Annotated in this window: 13 protein-coding genes; 2 read left to right on the forward strand and 11 right to left on the reverse strand. The window is 42.5% G+C overall.

Features of this window, described 5'->3' with window-relative positions; translation table 11 throughout:
- Window positions 1–17: 17 nt before the first annotated feature.
- The 5 genes from QRX25_RS19335 to QRX25_RS19355 form a co-directional block, all read right to left on the reverse strand.
- Window positions 18–3722: a hypothetical protein gene (locus QRX25_RS19335; protein ID WP_212099931.1), complete on the reverse strand. Its 3705-nt coding sequence runs from the start codon at window positions 3720–3722 to the stop codon at window positions 18–20.
- Between the two features lie 280 nt (window positions 3723–4002).
- Window positions 4003–4482, reverse strand: coding sequence for a 23S rRNA (pseudouridine(1915)-N(3))-methyltransferase RlmH (rlmH, locus tag QRX25_RS19340; RefSeq protein WP_212099935.1), 480 nt, complete (start codon window positions 4480–4482; stop codon window positions 4003–4005).
- An 80-nt stretch (window positions 4483–4562) separates the two neighbouring features.
- Window positions 4563–4733, reverse strand: a complete 171-nt coding sequence (locus tag QRX25_RS19345; RefSeq protein ID WP_004393147.1) for a CxxH/CxxC protein — start codon at window positions 4731–4733, stop codon at window positions 4563–4565.
- A 327-nt stretch (window positions 4734–5060) separates the two neighbouring features.
- Window positions 5061–6224 (reverse strand): YycP family beta-propeller protein, encoded by a 1164-nt coding sequence (locus tag QRX25_RS19350; protein WP_212099938.1) that lies wholly within the window; start codon window positions 6222–6224, stop codon window positions 5061–5063.
- A 10-nt stretch (window positions 6225–6234) separates the two neighbouring features.
- On the reverse strand, window positions 6235–6984 hold the full coding sequence (locus QRX25_RS19355; RefSeq protein WP_212101824.1) for a YiiX/YebB-like N1pC/P60 family cysteine hydrolase: 750 nt from the start codon (window positions 6982–6984) through the stop codon (window positions 6235–6237).
- A 191-nt stretch (window positions 6985–7175) separates the two neighbouring features.
- On the opposite strand from QRX25_RS19355, the gene QRX25_RS19360 reads away from it, so the two are divergent.
- A complete protein-coding gene (locus tag QRX25_RS19360) occupies window positions 7176–8156 on the forward strand; it encodes an aldo/keto reductase (RefSeq protein WP_212099941.1) in 981 nt (326 codons plus the stop codon).
- A gap of 29 nt (window positions 8157–8185) precedes the next feature.
- On the opposite strand, the gene QRX25_RS19365 is transcribed toward QRX25_RS19360, so the two are convergent.
- From QRX25_RS19365 to QRX25_RS19385, 5 genes are all read right to left on the reverse strand, one after another.
- Window positions 8186–8659: a GNAT family N-acetyltransferase gene (locus QRX25_RS19365; protein ID WP_115996351.1), complete on the reverse strand. Its 474-nt coding sequence runs from the start codon at window positions 8657–8659 to the stop codon at window positions 8186–8188.
- A 168-nt stretch (window positions 8660–8827) separates the two neighbouring features.
- Entirely contained in the window at window positions 8828–9943 is a 1116-nt protein-coding gene (locus QRX25_RS19370; RefSeq protein ID WP_212099944.1) for a response regulator aspartate phosphatase, read from the reverse strand.
- A gap of 131 nt (window positions 9944–10074) precedes the next feature.
- Window positions 10075–10965: an arginase gene (rocF, locus tag QRX25_RS19375; RefSeq protein ID WP_212099947.1), complete on the reverse strand. Its 891-nt coding sequence runs from the start codon at window positions 10963–10965 to the stop codon at window positions 10075–10077.
- 74 nt (window positions 10966–11039) lie between these two features.
- On the reverse strand, window positions 11040–12440 hold the full coding sequence (locus tag QRX25_RS19380; protein ID WP_065982778.1) for an amino acid permease: 1401 nt from the start codon (window positions 12438–12440) through the stop codon (window positions 11040–11042).
- Between the two features lie 222 nt (window positions 12441–12662).
- On the reverse strand, window positions 12663–13868 hold the full coding sequence (locus QRX25_RS19385) for an ornithine--oxo-acid transaminase (RefSeq protein WP_088613768.1): 1206 nt from the start codon (window positions 13866–13868) through the stop codon (window positions 12663–12665).
- Between the two features lie 203 nt (window positions 13869–14071).
- On the opposite strand from QRX25_RS19385, the gene QRX25_RS19390 reads away from it, so the two are divergent.
- Window positions 14072–15490 carry a sigma-54 interaction domain-containing protein gene (locus tag QRX25_RS19390; RefSeq protein WP_373925708.1) on the forward strand — a complete coding sequence of 473 codons (1419 nt, stop codon included), beginning with the start codon at window positions 14072–14074 and terminating at the stop codon, window positions 15488–15490.
- Window positions 15491–15654: 164 nt separating this feature from the next.
- On the opposite strand, the gene QRX25_RS19395 is transcribed toward QRX25_RS19390, so the two are convergent.
- Window positions 15655–16845 carry an MFS transporter gene (locus QRX25_RS19395; RefSeq protein ID WP_212099950.1) on the reverse strand — a complete coding sequence of 397 codons (1191 nt, stop codon included), beginning with the start codon at window positions 16843–16845 and terminating at the stop codon, window positions 15655–15657.
- Window positions 16846–16849: the final 4 nt, after the last annotated feature.

Consider the following 16849-nt stretch of genomic DNA (forward strand, 5'->3'; position numbering starts at 1 on the left):
TAGTTTAGTGCCCAGTTTTAATAATCCTCCATAAACTCATTTATTCTAACTTTCTTTATTCTTTCTTTATAGCCTTCAATTTTATCTTGAATCCATCTTTTATGTCTCAAAAATTTAATTCCAGTTAAACTCTTATCAATTAATTCTAATAACTCAATTTTATCTTCTAAAACCGGAACCTCACTTCCACTCCAAGAAAAAAAGGGTGGGTCTAATGGTGTTTTGCAAAACAAGTCAAACGAATTATTATTTTCCAATAGATGGACTAAATACTGCGCCTTACTTTCTTTACTCAAATTAGCTATCCCATAAAACAATAAAGTAATTTTTTCTTCATCGGAACTCCATAGAGAAATTCTCTCTCTTAACCACGAATCCCGTCTTTCAATAATTATTTCATCCTTAGGACCACATAATAAATTTTTAAATATAGATACTGTGTCATAAATGTTACTTTTTGACTGATTAAAGACTATAGGAACTATCCTTTCGAGGATTGATTCCCAATTATCTTTTTCCCAAACAAAAGAGAAATCAACATCTCTTACCCGTAATAATTTATTTTGACTTTTTAATATCTGCTCCAGAAATTGATCTATTATAGTTAAATCAAAATCAGTAAACTGTTTTAAGATTAAAAACTCATGATCTATATTAGAATCTATTTCTATTATCTTGAAATAAGCATCTTTTAACGTACTTAAATCATTTCGAAACAAGAAAAATAACTCTTTATTAATTTCAGAGAATGGGTTAAATAATTTGCTTAATGTTCTTTGTATAGTAATATCTTTGTGTTGTAATACCCTTTTTGTCACATTTACATATACATTTTCATCAATTTGTATATAATTTTTTAAAAAGTCAAGATCTATTAAATATCCAGAAATATTTTCTTCATCTTCATTAAAGTAATCATATATCTTATTGAGAAGGTCTGTGCTCGGTTTTTCTTCAGATATAGCTCTAAAAAAACAATACAGCCAATTGTTTTGATCATAGAATGTCTTTTCACGTAATAACATTTCTGTATCATTGTCATCTAATACACTTCTTAATTTATTTATAATAGGAAGTGGGTACAATTGTACTTGGTAGTTCCGAGAAATATAAGTTCTAATAATATCAATCAAAAATTCCTCATTAGCATTTTCCAAAAGAGTATTTAAGCTACTTACTATTGAATTTATTTCATTTTGAAAAATTTCATTACCTATAACTTCATCATAAACTTGAAAAACAGCATTAAATTCTTGAGAGTTAAACCTTTTTGCCATATTAACTAATAACTGCTTTTTTTCTAATTCTCTTTCTCGATAATTATGACCATAAACATTTTTTGCTAATATTTTATAGATGTTATATTTTTCAGAATTCAATTTATTTATTAAACTAGTATCTAATTTCAAATCATGTCTTAATAGAAAATCATTTATTTTATTAAATATAATACTTTCTTTCAATGTTACCACTGCTAAACTCTCTACTAGTTCTTCAATAAATTTAATATCATATATTAAAATATCCTTGTTTATTTTTTCTACATCTTGGTATCCAAACTTAAAAAGTATTTTATTTATCTCTTCACCATTTTTGTAATATAAGTCTTTTAATTTATTCCAAACAATTTCTCTTATTTCAAGAATAGCTGGAGAATATTTTAAAATTAAGTCATAGTATTTGATAGTATTTTTATCTGACATTTCAGTAACATGATGGCTATACTTCAAATAATATTCAATGAGCCTAATTAACAGCATTTCAAAAACAATAGAATCTTCCTGTTCATACTGAGATATTAACAAATTAAACATTTCTTTTTGTATAGTAAAACTTTGTCTGTCAGAAAACTCCTTAAAGCCAAAGTCTTGAGTTAAAACAAAATAGACAGAAGAAAATTCTGTAGGTTTTTTTTGTAAGTATTTTATTATTAATTCGAGTGATTCCCTATAATACTTAGTTTGACTAAAATTAGATAGTGTAGAGAGAATTTCAGACCGATTTGAAGTTTGTTTAGAAGTATCAAAATTTATTTGATACTCCTCTTCTCTGGGTAGCTGATCAACTTTATCTTCAATATAAATAAGTGTTTCTATTTCTAACGCGAACCAAAAAGTGTGTAAGAAACCCTCTAAATTTTCATCTGACTTTTCTTTTAAATTTATGTAAACCTTGGTAATTTCCTCTTTTATTAGTCCGTAATTTTCCTTTTGATAAAAATATGAAAAAACACTATTTAGGTTTTCAATAATCCTATTTTTTAATTTTGGAAAGTATATTCTTATTAAATCTGAATACCGTAAAAGTTTTTTATCAAAAACAGCTAGATAAAAGATATATGTACTCAAAATTTGGTCAGATATTTTGGCGATTTCCCCTTCATAAATATCCAATATTTCCATTGAATGAAGCTTCTCAGTAATTCTTAAGAAGTTATCTTTTTCCAGATTTGTTAATCGAGCCATTAAATCTAAATTTTCATCATCCCCAAGATTTACAACATTTAAAAAGCTATAGATAGTTGCAGTTTTTAAAAGGTCATTATTTTCTAATTCATCTTCAAAGTCAGTTTTAACACCTCTGTAGTATTCTTCCAATAATTCTATAACGTTTCTTATACTTTTTAATGTATTTTCTCTTATTGCAGTCTCGCATGCCATTATTGCTAACCTAGCATTCCCCTTGGAAATCTTACATATTCTCTCTATATATAAATAATTTTTTATATCATATTCTTCTTTACATAAGGTTTCTATATCTTTATCTTCTAAAACATCAATTTTTATTAAATTGATGTTGAATCCCGATACTTTATCCAACATCTTACTTTCTGCATACTCTCTTACGGAAACAATTAATTTGAACTCAATTCCTTCATCTTTTAAACCTAAATACTCTAATATTAAATTCAACTGAGTTAGGTGATTAACATCGTCAATAAATAACAAATAACTGCCAGGACTATTGAAGTGTAACTTTAAATCCTTATATAAATTTTGACCATTATTTCTGAGACATTTAATTTCATATTCTGGGTTTGTTTCTTTGAATCGTTTAACACATTCTAAGGCTATCCTAGTTTTCCCGACCCCAGGTTTTCCTGACAATATAGTTATTTGATTCCCGTATATTGAATCTATTATTAAATCTATTTCTGAATCTCTGGCATAAATAGTTGTATTTAATGTAGTTGCCAATTTACTTCGATTGTAGACTTTTACAAAGTCATCAATATCTAAAATTTGTTCTGTATCTAAAGTTATATTTAAAAAATCGGATGCTATTGCTGGATACTCGTAAATTTTAAAAGAAATAGCATCTAAAGTAAGTAACTCTAGCCTTATGTTATAGTTACTTACTTTTGAAGCTAATTTACTAATTTCCTCTGTAGATAGCCTCCCTGTACAGCAGCAAATAATTTTTTCTATATCATTAAGTGAAATATTGGTTTTCGATTCATCTAAACACTTATCTAGATCATCTTCAAACTTCTTATAGAGATTATTTTTTTGAACTGTATATTCAATAAAAATATACTTATTTTCTGGGGTTTTTATTAGAGTATCTGGTGTTCCTGTTTTTGTATTATTGTTCCCTATTACAGAACCTATGGAATAGACTTCCCCATCAATTGTCTTAGAAAAATAAATATCCATCATTTTTTGAAACTCGCCACCGTTTAGCTCATTAATCTTATTTTGGATTTCATTTATTTTTGACAATGTCTACACCTCTATTAAATATTTTACGTCTTACTGCTAACTAAAGCTTTTTTGTATATAAAGATATAAGTATGTTCATTAAATTCGTCGAAAATTTTAGAAAGCAAACTCTAGAACCTCTCTACGTATTTTCCACGCCATTAAATTGTCCCTTAAAAATATTTTATATACCCTAAAATCATCAGACTTACCCTTAGATAATAAGTGTTCTACTGCTATTTAAAATTCGTGAGGTGACATAGAACTATAACAAATATATATTTACTTTTGAAAACCACACTCACTTATGATACGGCTCCCCACGATTAATCCTAAAAGCTCGATAAACCTGCTCAACTAAAATAAGACGCATCAACTGATGAGGAAACGTCATTTTCGAGAACGACAGCTTTTCATCCGCTCGTTTCATCACTACGTCACTCAATCCAAGTGAGCCGCCGATGACGAAGGTGATTTTGCTTTTTCCATAAGTCGCCAGCTTATCTATTGTATCGGCCAGTTCTTCGGATGTTTTCATTTTTCCTTCGATGGCGAGGGCGATAACATGAGTGTCCGGGCTGAGTTTGGCCAGGATGCGTTCGCCTTCTTTGTCTTTGACGATTTTCATGTCTTGGTCGCTCAGGTTTTCCGGGGCTTTTTCGTCCGGGAGTTCGATGATGTCGATTTTTGCGTAGGCTGAGAGTCGTTTTTTGTATTCTTCAATGCCTTGCTTGAGGTATTTTTCTTTTAGTTTTCCGATTGTCACAATATTGATATTCACAGGTCATCCCCACTTTAGAAACAAGTTATTCATATATATTGTCCACAATTGTGGATATCTTTTCTGTATTTTGTGTAAGATCATTCGTTCCCTACTAGATATGTTGCGGTGTCCCCACATAATTCACAGGCTGTGGATAAACTGTTAGTATGTTCGATTTTTCTGATTTCGGGCGGAAGCTCATGATCATCTATGTACATGTCCAGCACGGTTTCGATATGTTCTTCACAAGAATAATAAGCGGTTTTCATTGTTACATCCTCCGGTTTCCTTTTGCGCACGGCAATTGTTCTCTTCTCAATATAACCTATTTATACACATGTTAGTAGTGCTTCGGGCTGAGTTTTATCCACAATTCGGCAAATTCCGCGTAAAAAGAGCCGGCGTTTGCAGCGTCCGGCTCTTTACGTGTTTTCTCTTTTTTTCTAAGCGAAGTACGAACAGAATTCCTAATATACACGCCAGCAGTGCAGAGCATACATTAATCCAGTCCGGCTTTCCGCCGTTTAAAAAATAGTTGGTTATCACGGAAACCATGAGAATGGTTACGCGGCAAGCTCTTACCAAATGTTCGTACTTCAAAATCCATCCATCACCTGCACGTCATACAGCTTGAGATGGCTTTTCGGCGTGACGATGTTTTTCAGGTTTGGGATGGTCCGGTCGTTCAGCTTTTTGCCCGTTTTCAGATCGAAGGATTCGATTTTGGCGGGTTTTTTGTAGCTGTACGTGAAGAGATACAGCTTTCCGTTTTGATGGGTCAGGTCTTTGAAATCAGCCTTCATTCCTGATGCGGGGAGGGTGAAGGCTTTTTTGCTTTTTCCGGTTTCAGGGTTGATGCGGTATACGGTTCCGAAGCCGTCAACGAAATAGAGGCTTCGCTGCTCCATGAAAAAGCTGTTTTTGAAGCTGAACGGCATAGAGTCATAGAGGGTTTGTTCGTCATCTTTATAAGAGACGATGTCATACGTTTTGATGGCGCCGCTGTTTTTCATGACTTTCACCATTTGATAGATGTGGTCGGCTTTTTCTCCTCTTGTGAGAAAGCAGATGGCGTTATCGTCCGCGGCGAGCTGGGATTCGACAGACGTGCCTTCTTTATACGTCCATGTCGCGATTGTATTTGTATGGAGCTTCTCTTTATCGGCCTGAATGTCTTGGATGTGATAGCCTTTTTCGTCATCTGTCGGCGTGAGTGCGAAAAGATGATCTTTAAAAAAGCCTGAGGCGCGGATATAGTGCGGGATGACGTCTTGCTTCCACTTGCCGTCAATCTGGCGGTACAGCTCTGAGCGATAGCTGCCGCCGCTTTTGTCGTAGCCCGAATTATACAGCGTGTAAAAGCCGCCCGTCCGTTCGATATATCCCGCGCTGTCGCCCGTATGCTGGTACGCTCTTTTATACGTGTAAAGGCCGTCTTTTACAGTGTAGATCCCTTTTTTGTCCTCCAGCAGGACGCTTTCGTCATGCACTTTGGCCGATCCGAGCTCTAGCCCTCTCATTTGATAAGAAAAGAGCCGGCCTTTTTTATCAGCGAATAGAGCATAGCTTTTTCCGCCGCCGAACGTGTCTTGGTCAGCCGTGGTGGAGAAATACAGCAGCGCCTCTTTATCTTTCAGAAAATCAGGATCATTTAATGTTTCCCTCTTAACCTCCGCAGGCTCTTCCGTGCGAAAATGGAAGAAGCATAAGACTGCTGCGGCGATGATGATGACTAAGGGTATCCAGATGATTTTTTTCACGTTTTTCTCCTTAGTTAATGGTCAGAATCGTTGTCGTATAAGGTGAGCTTGTGATGTCGCGCGGATATACACCCAGGCCGCCGTTAGAGTCAATGTCGATTCCGGCTTTTAGGAGGAACGCTGACCACAGCAGTTTCGAGCAGTTTTTGGCGCCTTCATGGCCTGTATTTCGGTTATTAACGAAGTTGAAGGAGTACTCGTCGCCAACTCGTGATACGGCCCAGTCAGCGGCGGCTTGTTTTTGGGCATCGGTGACTTTCACGGTTTGTACGATTGAATTATCCTCGACTTCTCTTCCGTTATAGGCGATTTGGCGGACGCCGTCTCCCGGTACGGATTCGACGATCTTATCAGCGGCAGAATACATGCCGACATGGCCGTGGTTGTAATAAGCCGTGTATGAGTTCGTGTAATAAATATTGCCTTTTGTGCTTTTCGGAAGTTTTTTGGTGCCTGACGATCCGCCCATCGCAGATAGCCCTTCTTTGGAAGCGGTTACATCTCCTTGCACCTTGTCTGCCGTAATTTCTTGATGAAACTGCTTGAGAATTGCTTCTGTTGACACGTGCTTCTGTTTGGCGAGCTCTTTGGCGGATCGGAGAACGTCTTGAGGGGTCGTGCCCTGCTGAAGATCGGCGATTTCTTTTGCGTAGCGGGATGTTTCTGTTTCTTTCGCTTTTACATTCATACCGGAGAAGGACAGAACCATGGTGAATGACAGGGCAAACGGGAGGACGGCTTTGAACAGCTTTTTACACATCATTACTTCGCCTCTTTTCTTAGAGTATAATTTTTCCACATATGCATTATATGACAGAATTGTCATAAAAAAATAGACCATTTACAGATTTTTAAAAATTTTATAACAATAAGGAAAAGATATACATAAACCGCCTTGAAATATCAGGAAATCCGGTTATCATATACACAAGATAAGAAAGGGGGAGGAATATGAAATACAGAACAATCGGTTCGATGCGGGTTTCCTCATTGGGGTTAGGGTGCATGGGCATGTCGGAATACTACGGCAGCCAGAGTGAGGAAGAGTCGATTTCCACACTGCATCATGCCGTTCATCTCGGGGTGAATTTGTTTGATACGGCTGATCAATATGGATTGGGCGCGAATGAAGAGCTTGTCGGCAGAGCGCTTGCCCCGTACAGAAAGGAGCTTTATCTCGCGACGAAATTCGGCTATGTCCGAAGTGAAAAGGGCGAGTTTATTGAAATCAACGGCCGGCCCGATTATGTCAAAAAAGCGTGTGACGCCAGTCTGAAACGCCTCGGGACGGATTATATCGACCTTTATTATCTGCACCGGGTTGATCCGCGGGTGCCGATTGAAGAGACCGTCGGCGCCATGAAGGAGCTAGTTGAAGAAGGAAAGGTGAAGTATATCGGCCTGTCAGAAGCTTCTCCAGAAACGATCAGGCGCGCCGGCCGCATCCATCCGATTGCCGCGCTTCAATCAGAGTATTCTTTATGGAGCAGGGAAGCGGAGGAGCATGTGCTGCCCGCCTGCCGTGAGCTCGGCATCTCATTTGTGCCTTACAGTCCGCTCGGCAGAGGTTTTCTGACCGGAAAGATGACTTCGACAGATCAGCTGGATGTCGACGATTACAGAAGAAGAACACCGAGATTTCAGGGGGACAATTTGACGATGAATATAAGACTCGTCCAAAAACTGACCGACATTGCCCGGGAAATGAATATAACCGCGCCTCAGCTTGCGCTCGCATGGGTTCTCGCAAACGGTGATGATCTCATCCCGATCCCGGGTACAAAAAAGAAACACTACTTGGAAGAGAACCTCGCCGCTCTCGACATTACGCTTCCCGAAGAGGTGAAGGCACAGTTGGATGAGATGTTTCCGATCGGCACCGCGGCCGGCGAGCGTTATCCGCAGCATATGATGACATTGTTAGATGAATAACAAAAGAGGCCCATCGTGCGGGCCTCTTTTCATGACAGCTTTTTGCTCATGATTACATCCGTCTCCAGGAATCCCGTTTTCTCATACAGCTTCCGCGCCGTTTCGTTATGAGCGAACACATGAAGAGAAAGCTTGCGGACACCCAGGTCTTTGGCCTTGTCCTCCAGCCTTGCGATTGCCTCTTTTGCATAGCCTTTGCCGCGGTAAGGAGGATGAAGACCGAAATCATAAATAAATGCGTCCTGCTGCGGGTTGTCCGGATCGGCGTGCAGCCACAGCCAGCCGGCATTGTCCTTTCCGTCCAATGTCAGCGTCCATAAATAGTGGTCAGCCGTCTCCAAGCCGTCAGGAAGCAGATCTTTAAATGTCCATTCTGCTAGCTCCGGCGCTTCTTCAGGCAGCCACGTTCCCGCTTTTATCTTTTCTTCAGCGTAATGCTTTGTTGACTGGGCAAGATAGGATTGAAATTCTTGTCCTGTCATCGGCTGCAGTGTGATAGCCATTGAATCACTCCTTACAAAACACAGACTGAAAGCGGTATCATGCAGTATTATCCGAAGGCTCCGTTTTCTGCGGGTTTTATGATTTGTTGGGCTTGTGCCGTTGAACCAGTTTGCGCAAATAATCCAATCGAAATGAGACTTGCCAAGGCTGCTGAGAGTACAATGAATTTACATGTTTTCATTACGAATCCCCTCCGTCAATCTCAAAATTTGGTCATTAGCATCTATTGATTCTTGGAAATACTTCGCCGCCAGTTTGTAATTCTCCTGTTTTTTAAATTGCGCAGCGGCCTGATATGATAAATCGGAAACGTCACTCCACAGTTCTTTCTTTTTTAACTCGGCGAACGCTGATTCAAGCGCTTCTTCACTATGATCAATAAAGACATGCTGTAAGATGCGCAGCTTTTGGGTGTACACGGGCTCGTTTTTTTCGTCTGCGGCGTTGAGCGCTTTGTGCAGCCAAAACCGGCCCTCATCCGCCTGCTCCTGCTTCAATAACACTCTGGCCAGCATGTACAGACTCCGCACCGAATATGCTGATTGCAAATGCTCCTTTTTATCGAGAGCCGTTTCAAACTCGACTCGCGCCTCCTCCAATTTCTCCTGTCTTTCAAAACAAATGCCCGCGTTAAAGTGGGCCAGCGCCTCAATATGCGGATCGCCTGCTTTGGCGGCTTGATGAACTGCCGTCTGCAGGAGCTCTTCGGCTTTCTGATAGTGAAACAAGTCCATTCTGTTACAGCCGATCACCATTAAACACTGCGCTTCTCTGACCCCGTACATTTCGTTGGCTTTGTAGATCTCTAACGCTTTTTCCGCATGATTCATCGCAAAGTAGTTTTGGCGGATTTCATAGTAGGCAATCGCCACTTGGTAATTAAACTCGGCTCTTTCAATCTCATTCGGTATGTGCCGGAGCCTGCTTTCAGCGATCCGGTAAAAATTAATGGCGTTCATGAATCGTTTCCGGTAAAACTCGTGCATTCCGGAAAAAAAGTAATAATAGTATTGAATCATCTGGTCTGTTTTTTCTTTATCGGCGTTCAGCTGGATCGTTTTTAAAATGCCGTCTGTTTTCTCATACTCTTCCATCAAAAGCTTATAGCGGGAATCAATTAAATTAAAATAAAGGAGCACCGTTTGATTTTGTGTCATATTTTGCAGATCTGTAAGCAGCTGTTCTCTTAACGCCTTAGCCGATTTGGTTTTGTGCTTTTTGATTTCCTCATACCAGTCACTGATTTTTTTCGCAACAGTTTCGTGGGCCATCACCTCAGCCATCTGTCAGGACACCTCCCTTTCCCATTTTGTGTAATAAATATATCATATTTACAGGATCAAAAAGAGGCTGACAGCCTGCTAGTTTCCTAGTGGCAACAAAAAAAACCCCCGCAGGTGCGGAGGCGTATATTTTATAATAGTTTTTTTCCTAACAAGGACTCCACCAGCTCAACCGCTGTTTGGCCGGTTTTGTTTTTGTGATCGAGGATCGGATTGACTTCCACAAATTCAGCTGAGGTGATAATGTCGGCATCATACAGCATTTCCATTGCCAAATGGCTTTCACGATAGCTGATGCCGCCGACGACAGGCGTCCCTACGCCAGGCGCGTCACTCGGATCAAGGCCGTCGAGATCGAGGCTGAGGTGAACGCCGTCACAGCCTGACAGGTAGTCAATGGTTTCTTCCATGACCCTCGTCATGCCGAGGCGGTCAATCTCATGCATCGTATATACCTTCATGCCTGTTTCCTTAATGTATTCGCGCTCGCCTTCATCAAGCGATCTCGCGCCGATGATGACGACGTTCTCCGGCTTGATTTTCGGGGCATAGCCGCCCATATTCACCAATGTGTCGTGGCCGACGCCGAGGCTGACGGCCAGCGGCATTCCGTGAATATTGCCTGACGGCGATGTTTCCAGCGTGTTTAAGTCGCCGTGCGCATCGTACCAGATAACGCCGAGCTGTTTATAGTGCTTGGCCGTTCCTGTCAGCGTTCCGATCGCGATGCTGTGATCGCCGCCCAGAACGAGAGGGAACCGCTCACTCTTAATGACGCTGTCCACCTTTTGGGCGAGCTGCTCGTTACCTGAGAGCACAGAGTTCAGATTTTTCAGCTCTTCATCTTTTTTGAGTTTTTCACGATTGACGGGGATGTCGCCCAGGTCTTCCACCGCATACCCCATGTCAGATAACCGTTCAATGAGATGCGCGTAGCGGATGGCGCTCGGGCCCATATCCACTCCGCGTCGTGCTTGTCCTAAATCCATCGGCATTCCAATAACTGAGATATTCTTGTTCATCCGTTTTTCCACCTCAACATGTTGTATGTTGTCCTGTGCGGGTTTCTCAAAGATGACTTGGACACGAAAAGATTTTAAAGCTCTATCTGTTTTTCTGACTGTTTATGCTTTTTTACATACAGATGATAGACGATAACGCACACTACCATGAACGGGATGCCGCAATAAAGGGCGAGCCGCTGTTCTGAATCAAATGCGAGACTGATCAGAACAACCGTATTTAACGTCAGCCCGATAATAGGCAGCACCGGGTACAGCGGTGTTTTAAACTTAAGGTCTTCCACTTTGCCGCCTTCACGGATGTATTTCCGTCTGAACATCAGCTGCGACAGAGAAATCGCAATCCAGCCGACCTGCGCGCTTAATCCGGCTAATGATAAGAGAAACATATAAACGGCTGCCGGCGCTGCGACTTTAGACAGCAGTGACAGGCAGGCGACGGCCAGCGTCACGATCAGCGCGTTCATCGGCACGCCGCGTTTGTTTGTTCTGCCGAGCGCTTTAAAGGCTTGTCCTTCATTCGCCATGGCATATAGGATACGCGTCGATGCGAACAGGCCTGAGTTGGCCACTGACAGCAGCGCAATTAAAATAACAAAGTTCATGATATCAGCGGCATACGGGATACCGATTTGTTCAAACACCACGACAAACGGGCTTTCGACCACTCCCGCCTGCTTCCACGGAATCATGCCGGCAATGACAATGATAGAAAGAACGAAAAAGACAAGCGTTCTCCATACCGTCTGACGGATAGAGCGCGGAATCGTTTTCTCGGGATTTTCACTTTCTCCCGCGGCAACCCCGATCAGCTCCGTTCCCTGGAACGCGAAGTTGACGGTAATCATCGTAACAAGCATAGCTCTAATGCCGTTCGGAAACAATCCATCCTCATAAAAATGAGAGAAGAAAGGAGCCGGCTCGCCATGCTTCATATCAATCAGGCCGAACATGGCGGCGCCGCCCAAAATAATAAACAGCAGAATGACTAAAATTTTAATGCCGGAAAACCAAAATTCCGATTCAGCGAACGCTTTTGTGGTAATGGCGTTCAAAAGAAACATCAGCCCGACAAACACGAGGCACCACACCCACACGGGAACATGCGGAAACCAGCGGAGCATCAATTGGCCCGCAGATAAAAATTCAATGGCGCATGTCACCGCCCAGCCGAGCCAGTACAGCCAGCCGAATGCGAAACCGAAAGCGGGGCTGATAAATTTGGTTGCGTACGTCTGAAACGACCCCGATACGGGAAGGGCAACCGCAAGCTCGCCTAAGCAGAGCATTGTCAAAAACATAATAAAACCGCCGACCAGATAAGACAGGACCGCCCCCAGCGGTCCCGCCTGGTTGATTGTATATCCGGTACTCAGGAAAAACCCGGTGCCGATCACTCCGCCCAATGAAATCATAAACAAATGTCGCGATTTCATCGTGCGCTGAAGCTGATTCTCATTTTGATTTGTATTCACTATTCTGCACCCCTTCAGCAACTTGTATTGGAACCAAGCCGGTGCATTGAAACCGATTTGCTGTCCAAAGAGCCTCTATTTGTATATGGATGTTATATAAAATTCATTTTCGTACATAAAGATACATTATACTAAAATACTGTCGCCGCGCAAATAGAGTGTGATGAATTTTTATTTGTAAATTCCATACAAGCCGAGGGAAAGCATTGCTGCATCAAAGTTTTACGCGTTTTGAAGCACATTTGTGATCTTTTGGATCGCCCAGTCCAAGTCTTCCTTGGAAATCATTAACGGAGGTGCAAACCGGATCACAGTATCATGTGTTTCTTTGCATAAAAGCCCTTCGCCTTTCAGCTTTTCACAGTATGGTCGGGCCGCTTCGGTCAGTTCAACGCCGATAAACAGGCCGCGTCCGCGCACGTCTTTTATGATAGGGTTATCGATTTTCTCAAGCTCTTCTTTAAAATACCGGCCAAGCTGAAGCGAACGCTCTGCCAGCCCTTCTTCCTCAAGGACTTCAAGAGATGCGAGCGATACCGCGCAAGCGAGCGGGTTTCCGCCGAATGTCGAGCCGTGGGAACCCGGATTAAACACGCCGAGAATGTCACGGTTCGCCGCGATGCACGAAATCGGGAAGACGCCGCCGCCGAGCGCTTTTCCTAAGATGAACATATCCGGTACGATATTCTCCCAGTCAATCGCGAATGTTTTCCCTGTGCGGCCGAGTCCCGTCTGTATTTCATCAGCGATCAGAAGCACATTTTCTTCCTTACAAATGGCGGCCGCTTCTTGTAAAAATCCTTCCGGCGGAATGACGATGCCCGCTTCTCCCTGAATCGGTTCGAATAAGAAAGCGGCTGTGTTCGGCGTAATTGCCCGGCGCAGCGCTTCTGCATCTCCGTACGGAATTAATTTTATACCCGGAAGCATAGGTCCGAAACCTCGTTTATACTCATCTTCTGAAGAAAGAGATACCGCAAGCATCGTTCTGCCGTGGAAGTTGCCGATACATGCAATGATTTCTGCCTGATTATCGGCTACCCCTTTGACCTCATATGCCCAGCGTCTCGCCGCTTTGACAGCTGATTCAACGGCTTCCGCCCCCGTATTCATCGGCAGAATCATATCTTTTCCCGTCAGCTTGGCTGTTTTCTCATAAAACGGGCCGAGCTGATCATTATGAAACGCGCGTGACGTCAGAGTGATTTTATCCGCCTGATCCTTCAGCGCCTGAATGATCTTCGGATGTCTGTGTCCCTGGTTCACGGCAGAATAAGCACTCAGCATATCCATATATTGATTCCCCTCAGGGTCTTTTACCCAAACACCCTGCGCTTCGGAAATAACAATCGGAAGAGGATGATAGTTGTTCGCGCCGTAATGTGAAGTTTGACTGATAATTTCTTGAGATTTTGTGAAAGCTGACATAATCTGATTCCCCCTTGTTTTGTAAACATTCAACATAAGCTCTTGCTTTCCCTTTTTATAAAGCAAGTTCCGTGCCAATCCGAAAAAACGGGATGTTTCGCCAAAATTCTTTCTCTTCCTGCAAAATTTTCATGCGGTTTGCATGCAAAGCTCTGAAAAGCGCAAAATTTTTTTGCGTTTCCGGCTCAATTTATTTTAAAATAATGAATGTTAAGACGATTGGGAGGGGAATTGAACTGCACACAACCAGCGAATTTTTCACACTCGTATTACAAAGCATTCTGGAAGAGATTGATGTCGGGCTGCATGTGGTAGACGAAAAGGGCAGCACCGTCATTTACAATAAGAAAATGATGCAGATTGAAGATATGGATGAACGGGACGTCCTGCATAAAAATCTGACCGATGTATTTATGTTTTCCAATCAGCAGGATAGCACGCTCGTTCAGGCCCTTCAGGAAGGCAAAACGATTAAAAATGTGAAGCAAAGCTATTTCAATAACAAAGGCCAGGAAATCACGACGATCAACCATACCTTTCCGATTGTGCAAAACGGGGAGATCAAGGGCGCCGTGGAAATCGCCAAGGACGTCACCAAGCTCGAACGGCTGATCAGGGAGAACATGCACAGAAAAGAACAGAACAGCTATACGTTTGACAGCATTCTCGGCAACAGTCCGGTCATCCGGGAAGTCATCGAAAACGCAAAACGGGCAACCCGCACGTCTTCATCCGTGCTTTTGGCGGGTGAGACGGGAACAGGAAAAGAACTGTTCGCCCAAAGCATTCACAACGGCAGCCAGCGCTCCGGCGCCCCGTTCATATCACAAAACTGCGCCGCCCTGCCGGACAGTCTGGTCGAAAGTATTTTATTCGGCACGAAAAAAGGCGCCTTTACCGGAGCCATCGACCAGCCCGGCTTATTTGAGCAGGCACAGGGCGGCACCCTGCTGCTGGATGAGATCAACTCTCTCAATCTCAGCCTGCAGGCCAAACTGCTCCGAGCCCTGCAGGAAAAGAAAATCAGGCGCATCGGGTCAGCTCAGGACAAACCGATTGACGTCCGAATCATCGCCACGATGAATGAAGACCCGATCACCGCCATTTCGGAAGAGCGGCTGCGCAAAGATTTATATTACCGATTAAGCGTTGTCACGCTGATCATTCCGCCGCTCCGGGAGCGCAAAGAGGACATTCTGCCTCTGGCTGAAGTATTTATCCAGAAAAACAATCACCTGTTCCAAATGCATGTCGATTCGATCAGTGACGATGTGCAGCAATTCTTCCTGGAATATGACTGGCCGGGCAACATCCGTGAGCTTGAACATATGATTGAAGGCGCCATGAACTTTATGACGGATGAAACGACGATTACGGCGGCACACCTGCCTTATCAATACCGTATGAAAATCAAACCGGCTGACACGGATGCCAAAGCCGCTCCAAACACCCAGCCCGGCACCGATTTAAAAGATAAAATGGAGAATTTTGAAAAATATATGATCGAAAACATTCTGCGAAAACACGGCAACAACATATCCAAAACGGCACACGAGCTCGGTATCAGCAGACAGAGCCTGCAATACCGCCTGAAAAAATTCGGGCTGGAACGGATGAAATGAATCCATACTGAAAAAAGGCTGAGATGCTCCTCAGCCTTTTTTCAGCTTATGTCTGATTGGCAAGCCGCTCTCCGGTAAACCAAAAGTTTTCGCTCACTGCCAATGTATGTTCCGTATTCTCGACTTGGTGCCACCATTCCATTACCTGAATTTGCAATTCTGATTCAAAGCTCGACTTTATTCTGGATGGCGACACTCGCTTTCAGTTTGTAAAAGCTGAGCATCATAAACAGCGACAATAAGATGGATAATACCCCGATTGCGGTCAGCAGCAAGGCTGAATCAAAATAGTCCGTTAAGAATCCGATAAAAGGAAAGGCAATGAACATGAAGAGAGAGGTCATCAAACTGATAATCGACAGCAGCGTGGCTCTCGTTCTTGACGGAATCTCATTATTCACTACCTGACTGGATACGGGCTCTATCACATCATAGAGCGCGTTAATGACGACAAAAGCGGCAATCGTCACGTACAGACTGCCCGAAGGTATAAACAGATAGGCTGCCCCGATTGTGCAGAATGTCAGCAGAAGCACGCGCCTCGGCGTGAATTTTTCCGCCGGCTTTGAAGAAAAGATGGAGCACAGCGCCTGCAAGATGGACAGTCCCGCAAAAATAATGGATATATTGCGCACGGACAGACCTTCCTGACTTAACAGATCTTGTCCGTACATATAAAAAACCGATGTAATCGCAAAGAAAACAGAGAGTGACAGCACCAGATATTTAAAGGCTTTGTTCAGCCTGAAGAAATCTTTGACTTCTTTTAAAATGTCACCGACCGTCTGCGTTTCGTGTTCACTGTTTTCAAATTTGATTTCCGTCAGCTGTGTAATGACCGCCATTGCAATCAGCTGAGTCACAATCCCCGCGATAAACACATAAGCCCATGATATTTCCTGTAAGTAACCGCCGATGCCCATGGCGATCGCAAGACCGAGTATGACAAGTCCGTTATAGTTTCCGATGGATTTGCCGTACCACTTTTCCTTCCCTTGTTCTTTCAGTGAATCAAACAAAAAGGCGTGATCCGTTCCTGATATAAACGTCAGCCCGACGCCGTATATAATATGGGCGATGAAGAGGGCGATGAAGTTATGAAAGCTCAGGAACATCGCCAAATAGACAATGACCATAAAATGGCCGAGCAAGAGCGATTTTTTTCTCCCGATTCTGTCCGAGATGACGCCGCTCGGCACTTCCGCCAGAAACATCGCCAAATTCAAGACCGATTGCAGGATGCCCACAAGAAACAACGAATAATTCATACTTGTTAAATATAAAATCCAAATTCCCCGTTCGAAAAAAAAGTTTCCGAAAAAACCGGAGAAGTAAAGCAAATTTCTATTCCGCACATGA

The sequence above is a fragment of the Bacillus sp. L381 genome, assembly GCF_030284525.1.
Classification (GTDB): Bacteria; Bacillota; Bacilli; order Bacillales; family Bacillaceae; genus Bacillus; species Bacillus amyloliquefaciens.